This window comes from Pseudomonas sp. 18058 (assembly GCF_902706155.1).
In the GTDB taxonomy this organism is placed as follows: domain Bacteria; phylum Pseudomonadota; class Gammaproteobacteria; order Pseudomonadales; family Pseudomonadaceae; genus Aquipseudomonas; species Aquipseudomonas rustica.
In genome coordinates this window covers 92,383-109,732 of record NZ_CACSJY010000016.1, presented here as the reverse complement: position 1 = coordinate 109,732, position 17,350 = coordinate 92,383, and the positions used below count along the sequence as shown (strand labels likewise).

Sequence of the window (17,350 nt, the reverse complement as noted above, 5' to 3'; positions counted from 1 at the left end):
CGATAATGCCAACTATCAAAAAAGTGGTGCTCAAAAATTTCAAAAGCTTCAGTGACCTGACGCTCAGTTTTGATCCCGGCACCAATGTGATCATCGGGGACAATGAGACGGGGAAAAGCAGTGTGCTGCTCGCGCTAGATCTCACTTTGAGTGCAAGCCGCAGCCGTGTCGAAACAATCGGACATGAAGCACTGCTCAACCGCGCGGCAGTTAGCAACTTTCTGAACGGGCCAAAGACAATCGATCTGCTGCCGAGCGTCATCGTGGACGTGTTCCTTGAGGAAGGTGAAGATCAGGGCTTTTACGGAACTCAGAACTTGCTCGGCATAGAGACAGACGGACTGCGTATGGAAATCGTCCCTCTGATTGGAGAGTTCGGCCCCACCATCGTCCAGCTGCTTAAAGACGATCCAGAAAACTTTCCCTATGAATACTACGCCGTAAAATTCTGGACGTTTGCAGCAGCACCTCATGTGAGTTATCGACGTCCCGTGAAGCACCTGCTGCTCGACAGCTCCAGCATCGACAGTGAATACGCAGCGCGTGAATACACTCGCACTGTGTTCAGCTTCAATGCTGAAGTGCCTGACCGGTATCGACTCGAAAACCTGTACCGGAGGGGCAAAGAAGGTTTTCGTAACATAAATCTAGCCGCGTTGAACGAGAAGCTTGACCCCTACCAATTTGGCCTCAGAACCAGCACGCGCTCGAACCTCGAAACCGATCTAATTATTACCAAGGAAGGAATCGCCATCGAGAATCGGGGCAAAGGTGAACAGTGCTTCATCAAGACCGAGTTCGCGCTGCGCAAGCACGAAGCTCAAGGCGGCCTGCATGTCTTGCTGCTTGAAGAGCCTGAGAACCATCTGAGCCATACCAATATGAAACGGCTCGTTGAACGACTCGCTCATACAGAAGGGACGCAGCTGTTTATCGCCACCCACAGCAGTCACATCAGCTCTCGACTCGACCTTCGTCATGCACTGCTGTTGGGTACAGGTCAGAAATCAGGCCAGCTGAAAGATCTGACCGAAGACACCGCCAATTTTTTCATGAAAGCGCCCGACAATAACGTTCTTGAGTTTGCACTTTCCAAGAAGGTCGTCCTAGTGGAAGGTGACGCGGAATTCATCCTGGTCGATGAGTTGTACAAACGGCATTCAGGCGGTGCAACGCCGCAAGCTGATGAAGTGCATATCATTTCGATCGGTGGGACGAGCTTCAAGCGCTACTTGGAACTGGCCAAGCTACTGGGCATCAAGGTGGCGGCTGTTCGCGACAACGACGGCGACTACCAGCAAAACTGCGTTGAAAACTACAAAGGCTGTCTCTCCGATCATGCGAAAATCTTTGCTGATGAAGACATCACCCGGTCGACCTTCGAGATCGGCTTTTACCAGGATAACAAGGCCACCTGTGATGACTTGTTTGCCGCCGGCCGCAAGACGCTAACCGTTCAGGAATACATGCTGAAGAACAAGGCGGATGCGGCCTTTGAGCTGCTGATGAAAAAATCCGCCGACTTGGTCGCTCCGAAATATATCCAGGAGGCGATCAAATGGATAAGAGCGTGATTTTTGCAGTCGCCGGCTCAGGCAAGACAACCCTGCTCATTGACCGCCTTAGCCTGGAAAAGCGTGCCCTGATCATAACCTACACAGACAACAATCATCGGCACCTACGCAACAAGATCATCCAGAAATTCGGGCTGATTCCATCCAACATTACGCTGATGACATATTTCTCGTTTCTGCATGGGTTTTGCTATCGGCCACTGATGCAAATGCAGTTGGCCACCAGGGGGCTCAATTTCAGGCGTCCACCCGATTTTTCGGGAAGACTCAAGCGCTCGGATATCAAACATTACAAAGACTCCACGGGTAGGCTTTATCACAACCGGCTAGCGAAACTCATTGAGCAGATGGAGGCCATACCGGATGTCATCGCTCGAATTGAACGCTTTTACGACAGCCTGTACGTCGATGAAGTCCAAGACTTCGCCGGGAACGACTTCAACCTCTTGACTGCGATTTGCAAGGCCGAGGTGAACATCCTGTTGGTCGGCGACTTCTATCAGCACACGTTCGATACCAGCAGGGATGCCCTGATCAACAGAAGCCTTCACAATGATTTGGTCAAGTATGAAAAAAGATTTCGCGCGGCGGGGCTAAAGATAGACAAGGAAACCTTGAGCCGAAGCTGGCGTTGCGGGAAAACAGTATGTGACTTCATCACCACCTACCTGCGCATCGACATCGGTGCGCACGAAGATCGAATCAGCGAAGTCGTTGCCGTGGAGGACAAAGCGACAGCGCACGCGATTCATGCTGATCCAGCAATCGTTAAGCTCTTTTTACAGGAGCACTACAAGTACGGCTGTTACTCGCAGAACTGGGGCGCGAGCAAAGGCATGGATAACTACAACGACGTGTGCATCGTCATGGGCACTGAATTGTGGGGACAATATCTCAAAGGCAAGTTACACGAAACGAAACCCCAGACCAGGAACAAGCTTTACGTTGCTTGTTCACGGGCCAATGGCGGGATTTTCTTTGTGCCCCAAAAGCTGTTCAAGCCATTCAAGCAATAACCCCAATCCGCTGGTCTTGGCTCATGTCCATTGAGCCAACCAGCGCTGTCAGAGACTGACACAACGTATCTTGCAACGGGTAATACTAGTCGCTTGGGGTGACGCTCAAATCCCCAACCATGCCTTGAGCTTTCTCCACACACCGCCTGCTGTGACACCCGCCTATGAGAAGCACATGATCAGTGGAACAGTGATCTTTGGCTCTAGCAGCTTTCCAACCGTCTCAACCATCCATGCGCCCACCGGCCACGTTATCTGAATGACCATCAACAACGTGAAACTGAGAAAAGCACGAAGCAAATACTCGTGGGTCATTTTGATCCCGTCGACCTTTTTGTTGCCCAGCGGATAGTTGTATAGGGTTGCACGAGCTAAATGTTTTGCGAGCTGCGCCGGTGGAGAAGACTTATTCCAACTGTCAGCAATTTCGCTTGGCCCTACCAGAGCAAAACCAGCCACCTTCAGCGTTCTGAATGCCCATGCCCCGGCAGTCAACAGATAGGTCACCGCTCCCGCGAATATGATCAGTGAAATAAAGCCAAGCCCCTTGTTGATCTTGTCACTCCACAAATTTGGCAACAACGAGACAAGTACAGGTATCAACGCCGTGATCGCTGCGAGATAGATCCCAGCTTTAGCGTCGGCTCCTTTTCGCCTGTCAACCTCAGCATCAAAAAGGCGCCTAGCTTCCTCTAGTGCAACCTCACCGCTTTTCGACCAGTCGCCCTTGATGATGGATGACTTGATGCGCTCAGTTCGTTGACTGTCTTCGTGTTCCTGCTCAAGTGTCAGAGGCTCAAGAACAGGCCAAACCAATTCACGCCTGAACTTGATCATGACCAGTCCTTAGAAGTTCATCCACGATAGCTGAGGCAATGGGATAACCAGTCATATTCTCAATCCATGCCCATTGACCGTTAGGATTTATTTCCAAGAACCACAGCTTGTCTTCGCGATCGCACACGAGGTCAATGGCGCCAAAGCGCAAATTAAGACGCTTCAGAAGACAGCGACATTGCTCTTCAACCTCGCTAGGAAGCTTCAGAGTTTCGTGCTTCAAATCTGGACGGCTGCCCTGCCGCCAATCAACTTCAGTTTCAGGGTGACCCTGTGACCAAATTGCAGTCGCAAAAACCCTTTCACCTACGACCGTCACCCTGACGTCATACTTTTTCACGATCTCGGTCTGTGCAATGAACGGTGCGAGTGCGATTGACTGACTTTGGTCGTCTTCGATTCTGTCTAAGCGAGAGGTGAAAATCACCCGTTCATTCTCACCAGCAAGAACCGCTTGGCGAAGAGGCTTCCCGATTGCAGGCCCATCCTCTGCTATCCGTCGAACTGACTTGATATCATTCGTGATTACGGTCGCGGGTAAGTTGAAGCCTTCCTCATGGGCAAACACCAATTGCAGGGGCTTGTCTTCAGCCAAGAAGATGTTCGTGGGAGAGTTGAGCCATTTTCCATCTAACCGGCTGTATAAGCTTTTTAGAAAGCTGCCCCACTCTGCTTCGATATAAGCCTGCTCCCCTGCATCAGTAAAACCGGCGGCGAGGACAGGTGCCCCAGGACGGCGGAAGTAGGCCGCAGTGATTTGATCACCTCGAATTGACCTGTCCCCCAAGGAAACCGACCATGCGGAACGAGGGTAACCAGCGATTGAGCAAAGCGCTTCAGGGAGCTGCTCTGTGTTCAACCGGAAATACGCTATTTTTCGTCGCAGCAGCTCTGCTACTACGTAGTCCATCGTGATATCGCGACGATTCGTTACCAACAACAGCATAACCACCCCTTCAATCAATTCTTAGCGAAGCGGGTCTAGAATCCAAACACTGGATTACCGTTGTCGTCACGCTCTTGCTGTGCTTCAGTTTTGGTCATCAACTCAAGCAGATGATTAGCCTCACAATTGTCATCTCGCTCAGAAATAGTGTCCGTCTTGGTCATTAACTGAAGAAGATGACTTTGCTCCCAAGGACGATCATCGTCTTGTTCGATATTATGAGCCGTCTTTGTCATCATCTCCAACATCCACATCGCTTCATCATCCTGCTCTGCATTGACCTTCGTCTTGGTAAGCAGCTCGCTTAGAGCACCCTCAGCAATGATTGGCTTGGGGCCTTCAGCTGTGTCCACAACCCACATATCCAATTCATTGGAGTAGTAGCCTGGGATCTTGTCATCCCCTGTTCGCGCAGTGGCTGCCTTAGTCAGATATGGAGATACCGCAAGATTGTTTTGCATCGAACCCATCAACAAACCTCCTTTCATTCATGGCCGACGGATTCGGCTCGATCAAAGACGATACCATTAGGCCACTAAAGAGGGCTAACCTTCCGCTCTGAGCCACGACTTAAATCGATGTTCGTACTCTGGGCAAATTGGTAGCTTGACCAAGTGGCAGCGGTTAGCGAGGTTCAAGACAGCCGGTGATCGATGCCTCCGGCCGGCCTCTCATCATTTACGTGCCAACTCATGGCGTGTGCAGCCTTGGTAATAGGTCTGCTCTACTGTTTTGGGGCTCACCCTGCTTCGACTGGAGAAAGTCTGCTCAGTGATTCCAATAGCCATCTTCTTCATCCACGGCTGCGAATAGTTACTCTGCTGGAAATGTCTGCGCGTGCTAAAAAGCGTTTTGCCGGAGAGCTTCGATTGTTGGGCACTTCTGGCGATCTGCGCCCCCCAATGACACATTTCAGCCTGGTTCTTGGTGATTGTCTTAGCTTCTACGGTTGTGGCACATAGGGTGAATAGAACAATCCCGAAAGCGAGAGGGAGAGAACGCATCGAATCCATTCCAAAAATTGTGAAGTAGAAAGACTATCTGGAAGTACTGAATCAAGGGGGCCATCATTGCCCATTCATAGGGCACGGCAACGAGTTATCGGACAGATCGACATAAAAAGCCATCGGTTAGACGCTCGCTGACAATACAATGGCCTCGTGCTTAATACTCCAATGCCTTTTTTCGTTTCAACCTCCAGTTTTGTTACCCCTGTAGACCATCAAGTTGAGTGACTACCGTGCATGTCGCGCTCCTTGATCAAGTATTTACGCAGTCTCATCACCGCCACTGCATCCTTGGCGATCCAGCCGTGGGGTCGGTCGGGAGCGCCGATTGCCGGCCTTCTCAGCCTCATGATGGGCAACAGCTAATGTAGCTTTGGAGAAGAAATGATTTGTTCCGATTGCGTTACCCACCAGACGCTGAAAAACCTCATCCACGATACTGGTGAGGACGGTGTCTGCCACTACTGTGGAAATGAAGGTACTGCTTTGGAGAAAGAGCAGTTCTTTCAAGAAATCCTGGATCGTGTCGCTCATAACACCGCTACGGAAGACGATCTTTCCCAATATGAGTACTGGATGCTGTTCGAGGGTGGGTCAGATGAGATTCCGATTGCCTATCTCGACGTAGTCCTTTCTGAATGGGCCGAACTGGGGGAAGAGCTATTTTTCGACGATCTGTATGACTATGCGCCTAAGGTTTTCACGATCAACGATCGAGATATGGATCGTCATTATTTTGCCGATGAGGGGGAATTGGAGAGAAATTTTTTTGAGGACAAATGGAACAGGTTCATCCAAGAGATCAGGCACACACATCGATTCTTCAATGCTAGCGCAGGGAAATTCCTAGACTCGGTTTTTGACATCCTTTGCAGTCAGGACGGCGCACTCAAACCTGAGTGCGTTCGAACAATTACTCGCGGAGAACCGCTTTACCGTGCCCGTTCAGCGTCAACACGCGAGCAGGTTATGAAAATAATTAAAGCGCCTGCGAGCGAGCTTGGCCCTCCCCCTAAAGACAGGGCCAGCAGTCAACGAATGACACCCAATGGGATATCGACAATCTATTGTGCCCTTGAGCGCGAAACATGTTTGAGCGAGATCCGTGCCATCACCGGGGATAACGTTGTAAGCATTGCAATGACGCCCATCGAGCAACTCAGTTTGCTCGACTTGACTAAGCTTGACCGCGTTGATGCTCCTCACCTCAGCATTCTGGATAAGGGCTATCTAGAAGCGATGCACCTTAAGACGTTCATTAGCTCCCTGGTAAAAAAGATGTCCAAGCCTAAGGGGCCTGGTGACGAGCTCAGTTATTTATCGAGTCAGGTTGTGTTCGAGTACCTGAGACTTCGCTTCGGTCGCGAAGTCGATGGCCTAGTCTTCCCTTCCGTGCAAACCGGCGAGACAGGCACAAATGTCGTTTTGTTTCCGGAAGCCAGCATCGTGAGCGGACGAAACTTTCCTCTTGAGGAGGATGAAGGTGAAGCCACAAAGGTGAAGGCGGCACAACCGTTCGAGCCAGCCGCGAGACTCTGTTGCATACCCGACTCACTGCGATACCACAAGATCACGGCAATCATTACTCAGGCGCGTGAGTACAAATACAGTGAGGATCTATTCCTAAGTGATTTGGCTCGCAACCGCCTCGGGTTGCGCTGAGACTAACGTTTTTGCCTAGCGTGACGACGACCGAATAACCGTTGGTCGGCTTCCGACCAGCGACACTTGGTCAACGTTGACAGGGTAAAGAAGAGGTATAGGCTTGAGATATCGCCATTTAAGTTATTGACGAAATTGAATTATTTTGTTGCCTAGGTTTTTTGTCAACAAAATGCCATAACAGATAACGAGGTCAACGGTGACCGCAGCAACTTCAGCTACGGCTGGCTGCCGGTGCAATCCGGTCAATACGGTTCGTGCCTGACCCAGGTCGATTTCAAAGCAAAGAAGGTCATGCCCCGCCCATCGATTCGCGGCATGATCGCCCGCACCTATTTCTACATGAGCAAGCAATACGGCTTACGCATTTCGAAACAGGATCGGCAATTGTATGAAGCGTGGGACAAGACTTACCCGGTGCAAGACTGGGAGCGTCAACGCAATCAAAGCGTGGCGTGCGTGATGGGACGCGGCAATGAGTTTGTCGGCCCGGTGAATATGAAAGCCTGCGGTTGATCGAACGCGCAAAAAGAAAGGCCTCGAACGTGATGTTCGAGGCCTTTTTTGTGGCTAGCTGCCGGCCTTGTTGTAGCGCCAGTAACCCATCAGATTGAGCGACTCGCGCGGGATGCCACAGTCTTTGATCAGGTACCTGCGCAAGCTCATCACTGCCGCGCTTTCTCCAGCGATCCAGCCGTAGAAACCTTCGGCGGCGGTTTCGGCGATTTCCCAGAGTATTTCTTTGTCGATATCGACGTCGGCGAGTTCGACAGTCCGACCCATGGATGAGGTGTGGATGGGTGGAACGGCTTTTTGCACCGCCTCAACCATCAATGTACCAGCGGTGGTTTTCTCGCGGATCAGCCACTCCACGGTCAGCCCCGGCCAATCGGGAACTGGCAGCATGTCCTGAGCGCTGTCGACTTCAAAGAACGCTTGAGTCTGGGGCGGAGCGGCTTTCGCGGCCAACACATCAAGAATGCCCATGGCAGCCGGCAATGCGGTGCCGTCGGCGACCAGCAGAACCTGATTGAGGACTTGCGGCGGCTTCCATTCGAAGCCTCCGGCGTCATTGGCCGAGAAGCGCCGGTCGGGCGCAAGGATCTGCATCGAATCCCCCGGTTGCGCACGAAGTGCCCAACGCGAGGCCGGGCCGGTTTCGCCGTGCAGGACGAAATCGATATCCACTTCGCCTTGTTCGGCGCGCAAATGGCGAATGGTGTAGGTGCGCATCGCCGGACGTCGATCAGCAATCATTGCCTTGAAGCGCGCGTACCAGCCTTCACCTTGAGCCAGTCTGGCCGGCGAACCGTCGGCCGCAGGGAAAAATAGTTTCACCCGTTGATCCGGCGCCCAGGTGGCCATGTCGTTGACCGAGGGATGAACCAGGGTGATCCGCATCATGTGCGGGCTCAGCTGGGTTTTGCGCTGGAGAGTGACATCGAACAGCTTGTAGGGATTGGAGGCCATGCGGAGCTCCTTTGGGAAATCGTGACTGGTTCGTATAAGACGAGTCAGATCCGATGACCTTTAGGTCGCTCCGCTGAAAGGCAGGCTTACGGCGTGATCGGGTGCTCGATCACCACCGATTCAATATTTTGTTTCTTGGCTTTTACCAATGCCGCATCCACTTCTACTTTTCGCGCTTCGGCGTCGGCTTGCGAATTGAACGGGCCGATCAGAATGCGCGGTTTGCCGCTGCTGTCTTTGATCACCGTCGGGATAAAAGCGTGCTCGATCAACCAGCCGCTCAGGTCGCTGACAGCCTGCGGGGTTTCGCCGCGCACTTCGAGATCCCATTGCGGTGCAGCCGCCGCTGCTGGCGCCGTCACTGCTGCCGTTTGTGGTTTCGGTGCCTCAACGTTTTTGCCTTCACCACACCCGGCCAATACCAGTGCCGCGACCATCCAGACCAATTTGCGCACAACGCTTTCCTCGAAATTCTCAAAGGCGCGATCTTAACATTCAAAAATACTTCGCGAGCCCCGCAAAATGGGCACAAAACAACGAGAATGATGATTGCAGCCTCTGTATAGTTACGCCCTGGGAATTAATGCCGCATCTGCGCGTCAGAAAGAGGCACCCAAACTGTGAGACTTCGCACTAATCTATACGTACCACCGACCTCTGCACTGTCTGAATCAGGTGCCCTACAAAGCAATCAAGGAGAAGACCATGCTGATACTCACCCGCAAAGTCGGTGAAAGCATAAACATTGGTGATGACATTACGATCACCATTCTGGGCGTAAGCGGCCAACAGGTTCGCATCGGCATCAACGCTCCAAAGAACGTTGCCGTACACCGTGAAGAGATCTATCAGCGCATTCAAGCTGGCCTGACCGCACCGGACAAGCCACAAACGCCCTGAGCCTCACAGCAGTCAGTAGCCAGTTAGCTTGCCCGAACGCAATGACTGGCTAAAGATTCATGCGCCGTCCTGCCATCCACCCCCACTTCGTTGGCCACGGCGCTTGATATGCTTTCCCGCCCCGCTTGATCCACCCTGCCCTCTGTTGAATCCGATACTACCCGCCAATCTTAAGGCTGGATGTCGGACGTTTCCGAGAGAGCACGGGGAATCCGCCCTCCTAGCCGAACGTCACCCCTCGCGCCATTCCTGTTGCGGCGACAACCATCAGCACCAGCAATAGCGCTTCAGCGTGACTGATTCGTGCATAGATTTTTGCCCGCCCGGTATCAATCGGCTTGCCCTTTGCCAAAGCGATCCGCCATTTGATCAACGTAATCATCGGCGCGAGCTCCATCAGCAGAATCAGCACAAACAACGTCATCTTCAGATGGAACAGCGGCTGATGCAGGTAATAGTCGGTGCCTTTTTCATACCCACCGAAGGCCCGCATCCCGCCGGTGATCAGCAGGATCAACGCAGAGACACCCCATAGATTGTCAGCGAGCAAAACCCGCTTCACCTCTCCGGTTCCGGCAGCGAGTCGACTGAACGCCGTCCCGCGCGTCAGTACCGCCCAGAAGCCCAGGGCAAACGCCAGTAGATGAACCGCTGCAAGAAACCAGTGAACCAGCATCGAGACACTCCCATGAACAAGAGCAGAAAATCGGCCAGTCAGTAGTAGTCGAAAAAGTAGGGGTTTGCTCGCGCAGGTATGTAGGACTTGTTACGTCCTTGCGCACGAAGAAGGGAAAAGCCAAATCGCAGGCAAAAAAAATCCCAAGCAGCTGATGGAAGCTTGGGATTTAAAAATGCATAAACCGTGGTGGTGAACGCGGGGCGGATGTTACTGAAATTCACAGTCTGTAACAAGGTGTTTTTGATAACCGGTTGGTTAAATAAAACCGTAACCCATTCAATATACGTATTATTTTTCATGGCCTCGGCGACGAACGGTGATCGCTTACCAAGCATTGGTTCGAATTTATAGATTCACAACTCGACCAGTTTTTACGAGCAACCCCGGAGCATATTCCTTGGAAAGGTCGACTGCATTCGACTTAATCACTTTCCACACCGAACAACTCACTCAGGCAGAAAAAATGAATTACCTGATTCGGCATTCGGTCAAGAATTGTGAACGCAGTAAATCTGACGAGGTGCAGTAATGACTATCGAAGCAGAGACACTCGTACAACTGACCGAAGCGCTCCAGCAACGCGGCATGACTCTGGTATCAGACGTTGCATTCATCCGAGCGCCCTACCGGCATAACCATCGCTGGGTTTGCAGCGTAGAGTAAATAATCGACTGGATCTGTCTGTGGCAGCAGTCAGGATTGGCGAATACTCCTGCTCCAACGACTTTTGCAAATCGCAGACAACAAAAAAGGGCCCACCTTTCGGTGAGCCCTTCTAGACCGCCCAGCAGAGCGGATTTTGTTTGGTAGGCGCGATTGGACTCGAACCAACGACCCCCACCATGTCAAGGTCTGCTAGGAGCAAGCTCCAAGCCCTGGTGCTCTTGGATTTCTCAGAACGCCCATTCACATCATGAGGCGTCAAAAATGGCAAATTTCCGCTTACTCCCATCCGGCAACTGGAATGCTCAGGTACGGGTGAAGGGCAAATCCCCCCAGTCGAAAACCTTCAGCACGAAGGCCGAAGCAGAATCATGGGCGAGACAGGTCGAGGCCGTAACGGTAGATCGAAAGCATCACACTATATATACGCTGGGCATGACCTACTGCGAAAGCCTGCTCAAGGGAAAAGGCAGCTACGACCATGCACTGAAAATTGTGGAGCATCTGGGTAGACACTTCACACAGCCCATCCACGAAATCACCCCGCAGATGATCAACGATTTCAAAATTATGCGTTTGAAGAAGGTAAAGCCGTCCACGTGCAGGACGCAGCTTGCTTTTATGTCCCGCTTCTACAGGTTCGCCAAACGCGGCCTATTAATCGACATCCACAACCCTGTCAGTGAAATCGCACTGCCAAAGCCTGACCGTTCATCTGACAAAGTGATTCGAGCAGGCGAGCTTGAGCAGCTACTTGCGAAGCTATCCCCCGTCATGAAACTGATAGTCGAACTGGCATATGAAACCGCCATGCGTCGATCAGAAATTCTGAGAATGACTAAAGACTGCCTGCACCTGAAAGACCGCATTGTCGATGTGATTGATGGGAAGAACGGAACACGATCAGTCCCTCTGACCCACCGTGCTGTGGAAATTCTCCAACTTGCCCAACTGTGGGCCACAGTGGGACGCCACCCGAACGGCCAAGTGTTTACAGTTACACCGCACGCCGTAACTCAGGCTGTGCGATTGGCACGAGTCAAAGCCGGCTTAGATAGCAGTGTCCGTCTGCACCAGTTGCGTCACACCAGAATCACCAATGTTGCCAAGAAAGGATTCAACAACGCGCAGATAATGATCGTGTCAGGCCATCGGGATACTCGCTCGGTAGCGCGATACTCACATCTTAATGTCAGAGACGTTCTACATCTAATCGACTGATCTCCCCCCTTCAGCAACCAACGCACCAGGGCGTTGGTTGCTGAAAATCATCACTGGCCACAGCGACCACTGTCCTGACTGTCCCGGCGTTTGAACTGAAGCCTGCCAACGGGGACGTTGTAACCATGAGCAGCCTAGAGATTTCTGATCTGACAGAGAAGCGTCACGACAACGTGATGGTAGACATTCGGGCAATGCTGGAGGGCTTAAATTTACCCGCCCTGAGTTTTCAGGGGAGCTATAAAGATAAAAATAAACAGGATCGTCCATGCTTCAACCTGCCACTCGATTTTACTGAAACCCTGATTAACGGCTACAGCATCCCACTGCGGCACGCGGTTGTGGTTCGCCTGCGTCAACTGGAAGAGCAGGTGGCCAACAATCCCTGTTGCGAACCTGAACGATCCAGCCGCTCTGCTTTGCCTGCTGCTTGGCTATAACCATATTCGCGTGAGCATTGATCTCCTTGTCGAGCGGGGTGTTATTCAAGCTCCCGCAGTGTGGGAGCTTAGAAAGGCAAGCGGCCAAGTGTCGAAGGTCTACGTCTTCTCCGGCGATCAGGGCAAGCGCGACCCCAGCGTTGTCGTGGCCCAGAACTGCCCAGATGTTACAAACCTGTCTGACTACCAGATACAAGAAGTTGTAATCGACGGAATCACCGTCAAGCAAGATGCCGAAGGCCGCTATTGCCTCAATGATGTGCATAAGGCATCTGGTGGAGAGAATCGCCACAAACTGAACCTGTGGGTTGGCCTTTACTCCACCCAAGACTTCTTGGATGAGGTCAAAAAGGCACGATATCCTGCCTTTACATCATTACCTCAAAACGTGGCCGTACTGGCGGCACATGCGCCTTAAGGAGCAGGTCTACGCCTATGCGATGTGGATCAGCGCGTCCTACCACCTGAAAGTGATCCGTGCTTACGCCCGCATGGTAACTCACGGCGTAGCCGTCCACATCATGCGCGATATCCGCAATATGCTGGAGGACTCGGGAGGGGGAGATGCCAGCAGATTTGCTGGCATCTATTTGGATGCCTACAAGCGGGAACAAACATGCTTCAACTTACCGCGACGGGAAGTAGACATCCTGCTTACCGGCTACAGCCCCCCAATGCGTGCCGCAGTAATCGACCGCTGGCGTGAATTGGAAGCCGAGGGGGACAAGCCAAGCAACAATTCAAAGTGCCGACCACGCTCCAAGGTGCTCTGCCGCTGGCTGCCGAACAGGGAGAGCAACGTGCGGTACTTATGCACCAAGTTGATGTAAAGGATCAGAAAATTGCTGAAGAGGCACCGAAGGGAGAGGCGTACAAGCAACTTGTAGATTCGACTTGCGCGTTTAACTTCCAGAAGTTCTGCATGAAGTCAAATCGAACAACTAAAACCTTGCTGCGCGATATCGCTAGTTACGGGCAAGCCAGTTCGAATCAACCCAAACTCGTCGACCGGAACCGTTGATATTTGTTACCGCATGATTAAAGACTTTGTCACAACAACGGGAGTAGCATGCTCTTCCAAGGGGGCGATAGGTTAAGTTTAAATTCCATCGTTAATCGAGCCATAACTATTTTGTTGACGCCCCGTTTCAACCATGTAACATTCGTATCCCCAGCCACAGATGCTGGCACCCGCAACACCTCCCCTACCTGACAACCACCTCGCATGTTCAAGCCAATAGGCCGCTGAGCAGAGCGGGTATCGTGCTGTCTGCAATAAGGGTCACGCGTTCCCAACCGATAATAGCCGGAACACACAGAGGGTTTGCCTATGAAATGAACTACCACTAGGAATAACACATATGAAAACGAACACTACTACGCCGGAAAGTAACGATTGCCCAGCTCAGCAACTCCGCATAAAGGTAGCATCAACACGCACTGCGACCATCGCGGACGTTATCTACGACAAAGTCACGAAAGAGTATTATGGAGTCTATATAAGAACACTCTATTTACCCGAGCAGACCCAGGATCAGCCTATAGAGTGTGGCGGCGTCAAGAAGTACTGGTACGTCGCCGAAGATGGCAGCCCCCTGCCCCTAGAATGCAGACCAACGCCGTCAGAGTATCTTGCTCCGGTTGTTGTCCTGATACCGAAGCAACCTATTCCGAAGACCGAGCACAAGTCCAAGGCTGGGAAGAAACCTCAAGTCATTACTAACCCACTGGCCGCTGCATTGAGTACATTCAGGCTGGAAGGAAGACCCACGCCTTGGCTAGACGACTTTGCTTTTGGGGCAATCTGTACCGGACCTGGTGTAATAAATGGAAAACACAGCGTCGCTCTCGCAGATGTGAAACGGTTGCTGCGCCTACCCGAACTTTCAGTGGCCACAGCAGCAGAGTACCTTATCAACCATGACAGGCAGCCGATGAGCACGCGACAGCTACAAAGAGTGGTTGAAGCGGCGAGAACAGCACTGCGTGGCATTGCATTGCACCTTGAACGCAACCCAGAAATTCTTCGAACCGTTGATGTGGATATCGACTTCGACAAGTTTTGGGCATCCGATGACGACCAGACTAAGCCAGCCGCCACCGCACAGCAACCAAAGAAACAACGGGCGCTGGAGATGATAAGGGCGGGGATTCCAATCCAGACCACCGCAAGGGAACTGGGCATATCCAAGAATACGGTCAAGAAGTGGGATCGCGAGGCACAGGCAGCAGGGGTAGTCGCAGGGGGTGGTCAATGATGGTTGATTAGCGACAGATATATAGAGTGAGACTCGCCATGTCCAGCATGGTGAGTGAACGAATCGCCAAAGCGGAGCTTTGAGATTAACCACCTCTACGTTACATTCAACTTGTGACGTCACCGTCACTAGCAATAGCCTGTGCCCCGAGGCACGAATTACAACTCTATATAATTAAGGGGAAAGATGGGGCAGACAGCCCTTTCGCTATTGCTTCTAACCTTGCTTAGAAACTTGTGACACCAGCCACGACCATCAATGCAAGTTATAATGGTGACTTAGTAACTATTGATAGCCTGTGCCTATGGGCACAAGTTACAATGCACAATTAACGTCAAGAACAGGTGGTGGTTCACCCACCAACCCTCCTTCTCTAATCTCTAGATGTATCAACCTTGACAAAAGCTGATTAAATGATTGCCACGTGACGTGTACGTCACAGCATATATGCACGGGGGCTATCTTGCCCTGCCCCCTTATTGCCCCTCGGCCGTGAGGCAAGATATCAAATCTATAAGCTAGGAAGAGGTGGTGCAGTACCACCATCTTCTAGTGCTCGAACCTTCAAGTTTATATAACGTGACGATACGTCACAGCTTACATCCTGGGATGGCATCAAAGACTTATGGGGCTTACCCTGCCCCACTTCGTCACTGAAGAACAGCAACCAATTGATAACTTTTACATGCCAAGATGCAGTAAGCACCTTGCCGGATGCGTTATAATCCGGCGCAAACTTAACGGTGACAACATGAGACAACAGACAACTAAATTACACTCACAGATCGCAAAATAGTGCAACTTTTATTGCATGTATGTATTGACAACTAGAGATATTGCTGTATACTACATAGTAGTAAAGCAAACAATCTTATACCCTTCCCGCAACACTTTCACACCCCCCCAGCTTGCACCACCCAGTTCAACTAACTGGGTGCATAGGCCCGTTAACGATCCGGGGCAAGATGATCGTTTCCATTGGAAAGTAAGCTGTACCGAACAGGTTTGATGCGAGCCTTCACGGTAATGCCCGGGTCAGGGGATGCAGCGACAACTGACCACTAATAAACCAACTTATTTCACAACGAAGTGATCCTGCACGTGCTCATAACAAGTACGCACGCAACTCTAATCCGCGCCTCGTCCTGAGAGCAGGCTTTCTATTCCTTCGGGAACTTACACATACATTCATTCAATAGGTAACCCGCTATGGCACAGCGCCGATTACGGCTACACACCTGCACATCTTGCGGCAGGAAGTTTTATAGCCGCTCCTCTTTATCCAGATTTGACTCAGTTCAATGTCAAGTTCGTGAATGGAGGGCACGCAACAAGCTGACTCAGAAGCAACTTGAAGAGCAGTACATCGCACAAGAACTTGAAAACAACTACCAACCACAACCGGAAGCAACGCAATGACTGACAACATCTGGCTCGAAGTAGACAAGAGCAACGGGGCGATCATGTCCTACTACCTACACTTGCCCACAACCTCATCCAGCAATTTCGACTACATCGAGGCCACCCAAGATGAATTGACCTACTTGGACGCTCTTGAGGATGCAGTATTTCCCCAAGGAACTATAGCGACAATCAGTGACCTATCAGAGCACCGGGCAAGGGTACGAGCGGCAAAAGTTAACGCCACCAAGACACCAGTCAAGGCATCCTACAAGCCTTCACCGAAGCCCCAGAAGCCCGCTGGTAAGACAAAAGACACCAACGCATCAGCGAGCAAATCCAACGCAAAAGAACGCTTTATAGCGGCCTTAAAACAGCATCGCTCACGTTAGTAATCGAGAACAAATATGACAGCACAGTACAACTACGGCATCGACACCGTTGAGTTCTTCAAACACACCGAGCAAGAACTTCAGAAACTAACCAAAGATAAGGAGACGGCCTACTTCCGGCACTGCACTTCACTGGCCTACCCACAACTAGGCGTAAACGTAGCCTGGGTAAGTGAGAAGCCTCTAACCGCAGCCCTGAACGAGCTGGCAGGATGGATGATCGCCGGTTACACCGTTGTAACTTCCGTAAGCCAGCCGTTGTATCTCAGCGTCAATCTCCGAAAGTCACAGAAAATGATTGAGGATGACCTTCTTATCGTTGCAGATGAGGCCAAGGCTGAATACGCAGCCAACCGCTATGCCCGCAACGTTGCAGAGACGCGTCGCCAGATGGAAATCACCATCACACGACGTGAGAGGGAAGCAGCAGTGGAAGCAGCCAAGATCGCAGCGGCTCACCAAGTGTCCGAGGAAGAGTTTGCCCTTGCCGATCTGTTGATGGCCTACGGCAAACCGCCTAAGACCAAGGCTGCCAAGTCCGATGAGGTGGCAGCGTGAAGCCGGAACAATTCAAGACTCACATCGAGTCAGACTCAAGGAAGACCTAATGCCAGCAGGTTTACAAACCTTCGATGCCAACGGCATGTTGGTGCGGGATGTGACCCAGCGGATGGGGAACATCATCACGTCGTCCGACAGTGGCGTAGCGAACTCGTCCCGACTCCTTCCGGAGATTCAGAATGCAGCCCCCCTCTGCTTCGTTACCACTGATGCCGACTACTTCTCAGGCTTCACAGCAATCGCTTCTTGACCTTGGGGTGCCGGGGGCGATCCGCCACCTAGCCCCCCAAGCCCCACCGCCAACAGAACAGGTTACGGATGTA

The 17,350-nt window shown here is 51.7% G+C and carries 18 protein-coding genes and 1 pseudogene; 13 read left to right on the top strand and 6 right to left on the bottom strand.

What is annotated here, in order from left to right; all coding sequences use genetic code 11:
- Positions 1-5 precede the first annotated feature (5 nt).
- Positions 6-1,574, top strand: a complete 1,569-nt coding sequence (locus GVL50_RS11475) for an ATP-dependent endonuclease (RefSeq protein ID WP_159813008.1) — start codon at positions 6-8, stop codon at positions 1,572-1,574.
- Positions 1,559-2,590: an AAA family ATPase gene (locus tag GVL50_RS11470; RefSeq protein ID WP_159813006.1), complete on the top strand. Its 1,032-nt coding sequence runs from the start codon at positions 1,559-1,561 to the stop codon at positions 2,588-2,590. The genes GVL50_RS11475 and GVL50_RS11470 overlap by 16 nt, the downstream gene beginning before the upstream one ends.
- Before the next feature lie 162 nt (positions 2,591-2,752).
- Here GVL50_RS11470 and GVL50_RS11465 read toward each other — a convergent pair whose 3' ends face one another.
- The 3 genes from GVL50_RS11465 to GVL50_RS29015 are packed head-to-tail and all read right to left on the bottom strand — an operon-like array spanning position 2,753 to position 4,843.
- Positions 2,753-3,427, bottom strand: coding sequence for a hypothetical protein (locus tag GVL50_RS11465; RefSeq protein ID WP_159813004.1), 675 nt, complete (start codon positions 3,425-3,427; stop codon positions 2,753-2,755).
- Positions 3,408-4,373, bottom strand: a complete 966-nt coding sequence (locus tag GVL50_RS11460) for a hypothetical protein (protein WP_159813002.1) — start codon at positions 4,371-4,373, stop codon at positions 3,408-3,410. Before GVL50_RS11460 ends, GVL50_RS11465 begins: the two co-directional genes overlap by 20 nt.
- Before the next feature lie 35 nt (positions 4,374-4,408).
- A complete protein-coding gene (locus GVL50_RS29015; RefSeq protein ID WP_256671853.1) occupies positions 4,409-4,843 on the bottom strand; it encodes a hypothetical protein in 435 nt (144 codons plus the stop codon).
- Between the two features lie 921 nt (positions 4,844-5,764).
- Here GVL50_RS29015 and GVL50_RS11450 point away from each other — a divergent pair.
- Both GVL50_RS11450 and GVL50_RS11445 read left to right on the top strand, forming a co-directional pair.
- The gene (locus GVL50_RS11450; RefSeq protein ID WP_159813000.1) at positions 5,765-7,042 is read left to right on the top strand and encodes an RES family NAD+ phosphorylase; all 1,278 of its coding nucleotides are present in this window, start codon (positions 5,765-5,767) and stop codon (positions 7,040-7,042) included.
- A 189-nt stretch (positions 7,043-7,231) separates the two neighbouring features.
- A pseudogene (locus GVL50_RS11445) lies at positions 7,232-7,558 on the top strand (endonuclease); the annotation flags it as partial.
- 54 nt (positions 7,559-7,612) lie between these two features.
- Here the strand turns inward: GVL50_RS11445 and GVL50_RS11440 are convergent.
- Both GVL50_RS11440 and GVL50_RS11435 read right to left on the bottom strand, forming a co-directional pair.
- Positions 7,613-8,512, bottom strand: a complete 900-nt coding sequence (locus GVL50_RS11440; RefSeq protein ID WP_159812998.1) for a siderophore-interacting protein — start codon at positions 8,510-8,512, stop codon at positions 7,613-7,615.
- 86 nt (positions 8,513-8,598) lie between these two features.
- Positions 8,599-8,967, bottom strand: a complete 369-nt coding sequence (locus GVL50_RS11435) for a sporulation protein (protein WP_053118968.1) — start codon at positions 8,965-8,967, stop codon at positions 8,599-8,601.
- A 250-nt stretch (positions 8,968-9,217) separates the two neighbouring features.
- Between GVL50_RS11435 and csrA the strand changes: the two genes are divergently transcribed.
- Positions 9,218-9,412 (top strand): carbon storage regulator CsrA, encoded by a 195-nt coding sequence (csrA, locus tag GVL50_RS11430; RefSeq protein WP_003179932.1) that lies wholly within the window; start codon positions 9,218-9,220, stop codon positions 9,410-9,412.
- Between the two features lie 220 nt (positions 9,413-9,632).
- Here the strand turns inward: csrA and GVL50_RS11425 are convergent, their stop codons facing one another.
- Positions 9,633-10,088 carry a DUF2214 family protein gene (locus tag GVL50_RS11425; protein ID WP_053118966.1) on the bottom strand — a complete coding sequence of 152 codons (456 nt, stop codon included), beginning with the start codon at positions 10,086-10,088 and terminating at the stop codon, positions 9,633-9,635.
- A gap of 930 nt (positions 10,089-11,018) precedes the next feature.
- On the opposite strand from GVL50_RS11425, the gene GVL50_RS11420 reads away from it, so the two are divergent.
- The 8 genes from GVL50_RS11420 (at position 11,019) to GVL50_RS11385 (ending at position 17,277) form a co-directional block, all read left to right on the top strand.
- Positions 11,019-11,975, top strand: a complete 957-nt coding sequence (locus GVL50_RS11420; RefSeq protein WP_159812996.1) for a site-specific integrase — start codon at positions 11,019-11,021, stop codon at positions 11,973-11,975.
- A 125-nt stretch (positions 11,976-12,100) separates the two neighbouring features.
- Positions 12,101-12,415, top strand: coding sequence for a Rha family transcriptional regulator (locus GVL50_RS11415; RefSeq protein ID WP_159812994.1), 315 nt, complete (start codon positions 12,101-12,103; stop codon positions 12,413-12,415).
- Positions 12,416-12,425: 10 nt separating this feature from the next.
- Positions 12,426-12,833 (top strand): hypothetical protein, encoded by a 408-nt coding sequence (locus GVL50_RS11410; RefSeq protein WP_159812992.1) that lies wholly within the window; start codon positions 12,426-12,428, stop codon positions 12,831-12,833.
- Entirely contained in the window at positions 12,823-13,245 is a 423-nt protein-coding gene (locus GVL50_RS11405; protein ID WP_218586037.1) for a Rha family transcriptional regulator, read from the top strand. The genes GVL50_RS11410 and GVL50_RS11405 overlap by 11 nt, the downstream gene beginning before the upstream one ends.
- 531 nt (positions 13,246-13,776) lie before the next feature.
- Positions 13,777-14,673, top strand: a complete 897-nt coding sequence (locus GVL50_RS11400; RefSeq protein WP_159812990.1) for a helix-turn-helix domain-containing protein — start codon at positions 13,777-13,779, stop codon at positions 14,671-14,673.
- A 1,415-nt stretch (positions 14,674-16,088) separates the two neighbouring features.
- On the top strand, positions 16,089-16,466 hold the full coding sequence (locus GVL50_RS11395; RefSeq protein ID WP_159812988.1) for a hypothetical protein: 378 nt from the start codon (positions 16,089-16,091) through the stop codon (positions 16,464-16,466).
- Positions 16,467-16,481: 15 nt separating this feature from the next.
- The gene (locus GVL50_RS11390) at positions 16,482-17,024 is read left to right on the top strand and encodes a hypothetical protein (RefSeq protein ID WP_159812986.1); all 543 of its coding nucleotides are present in this window, start codon (positions 16,482-16,484) and stop codon (positions 17,022-17,024) included.
- Between the two features lie 49 nt (positions 17,025-17,073).
- The gene (locus tag GVL50_RS11385) at positions 17,074-17,277 is read left to right on the top strand and encodes a hypothetical protein (protein ID WP_159812984.1); all 204 of its coding nucleotides are present in this window, start codon (positions 17,074-17,076) and stop codon (positions 17,275-17,277) included.
- Positions 17,278-17,350: the final 73 nt, after the last annotated feature.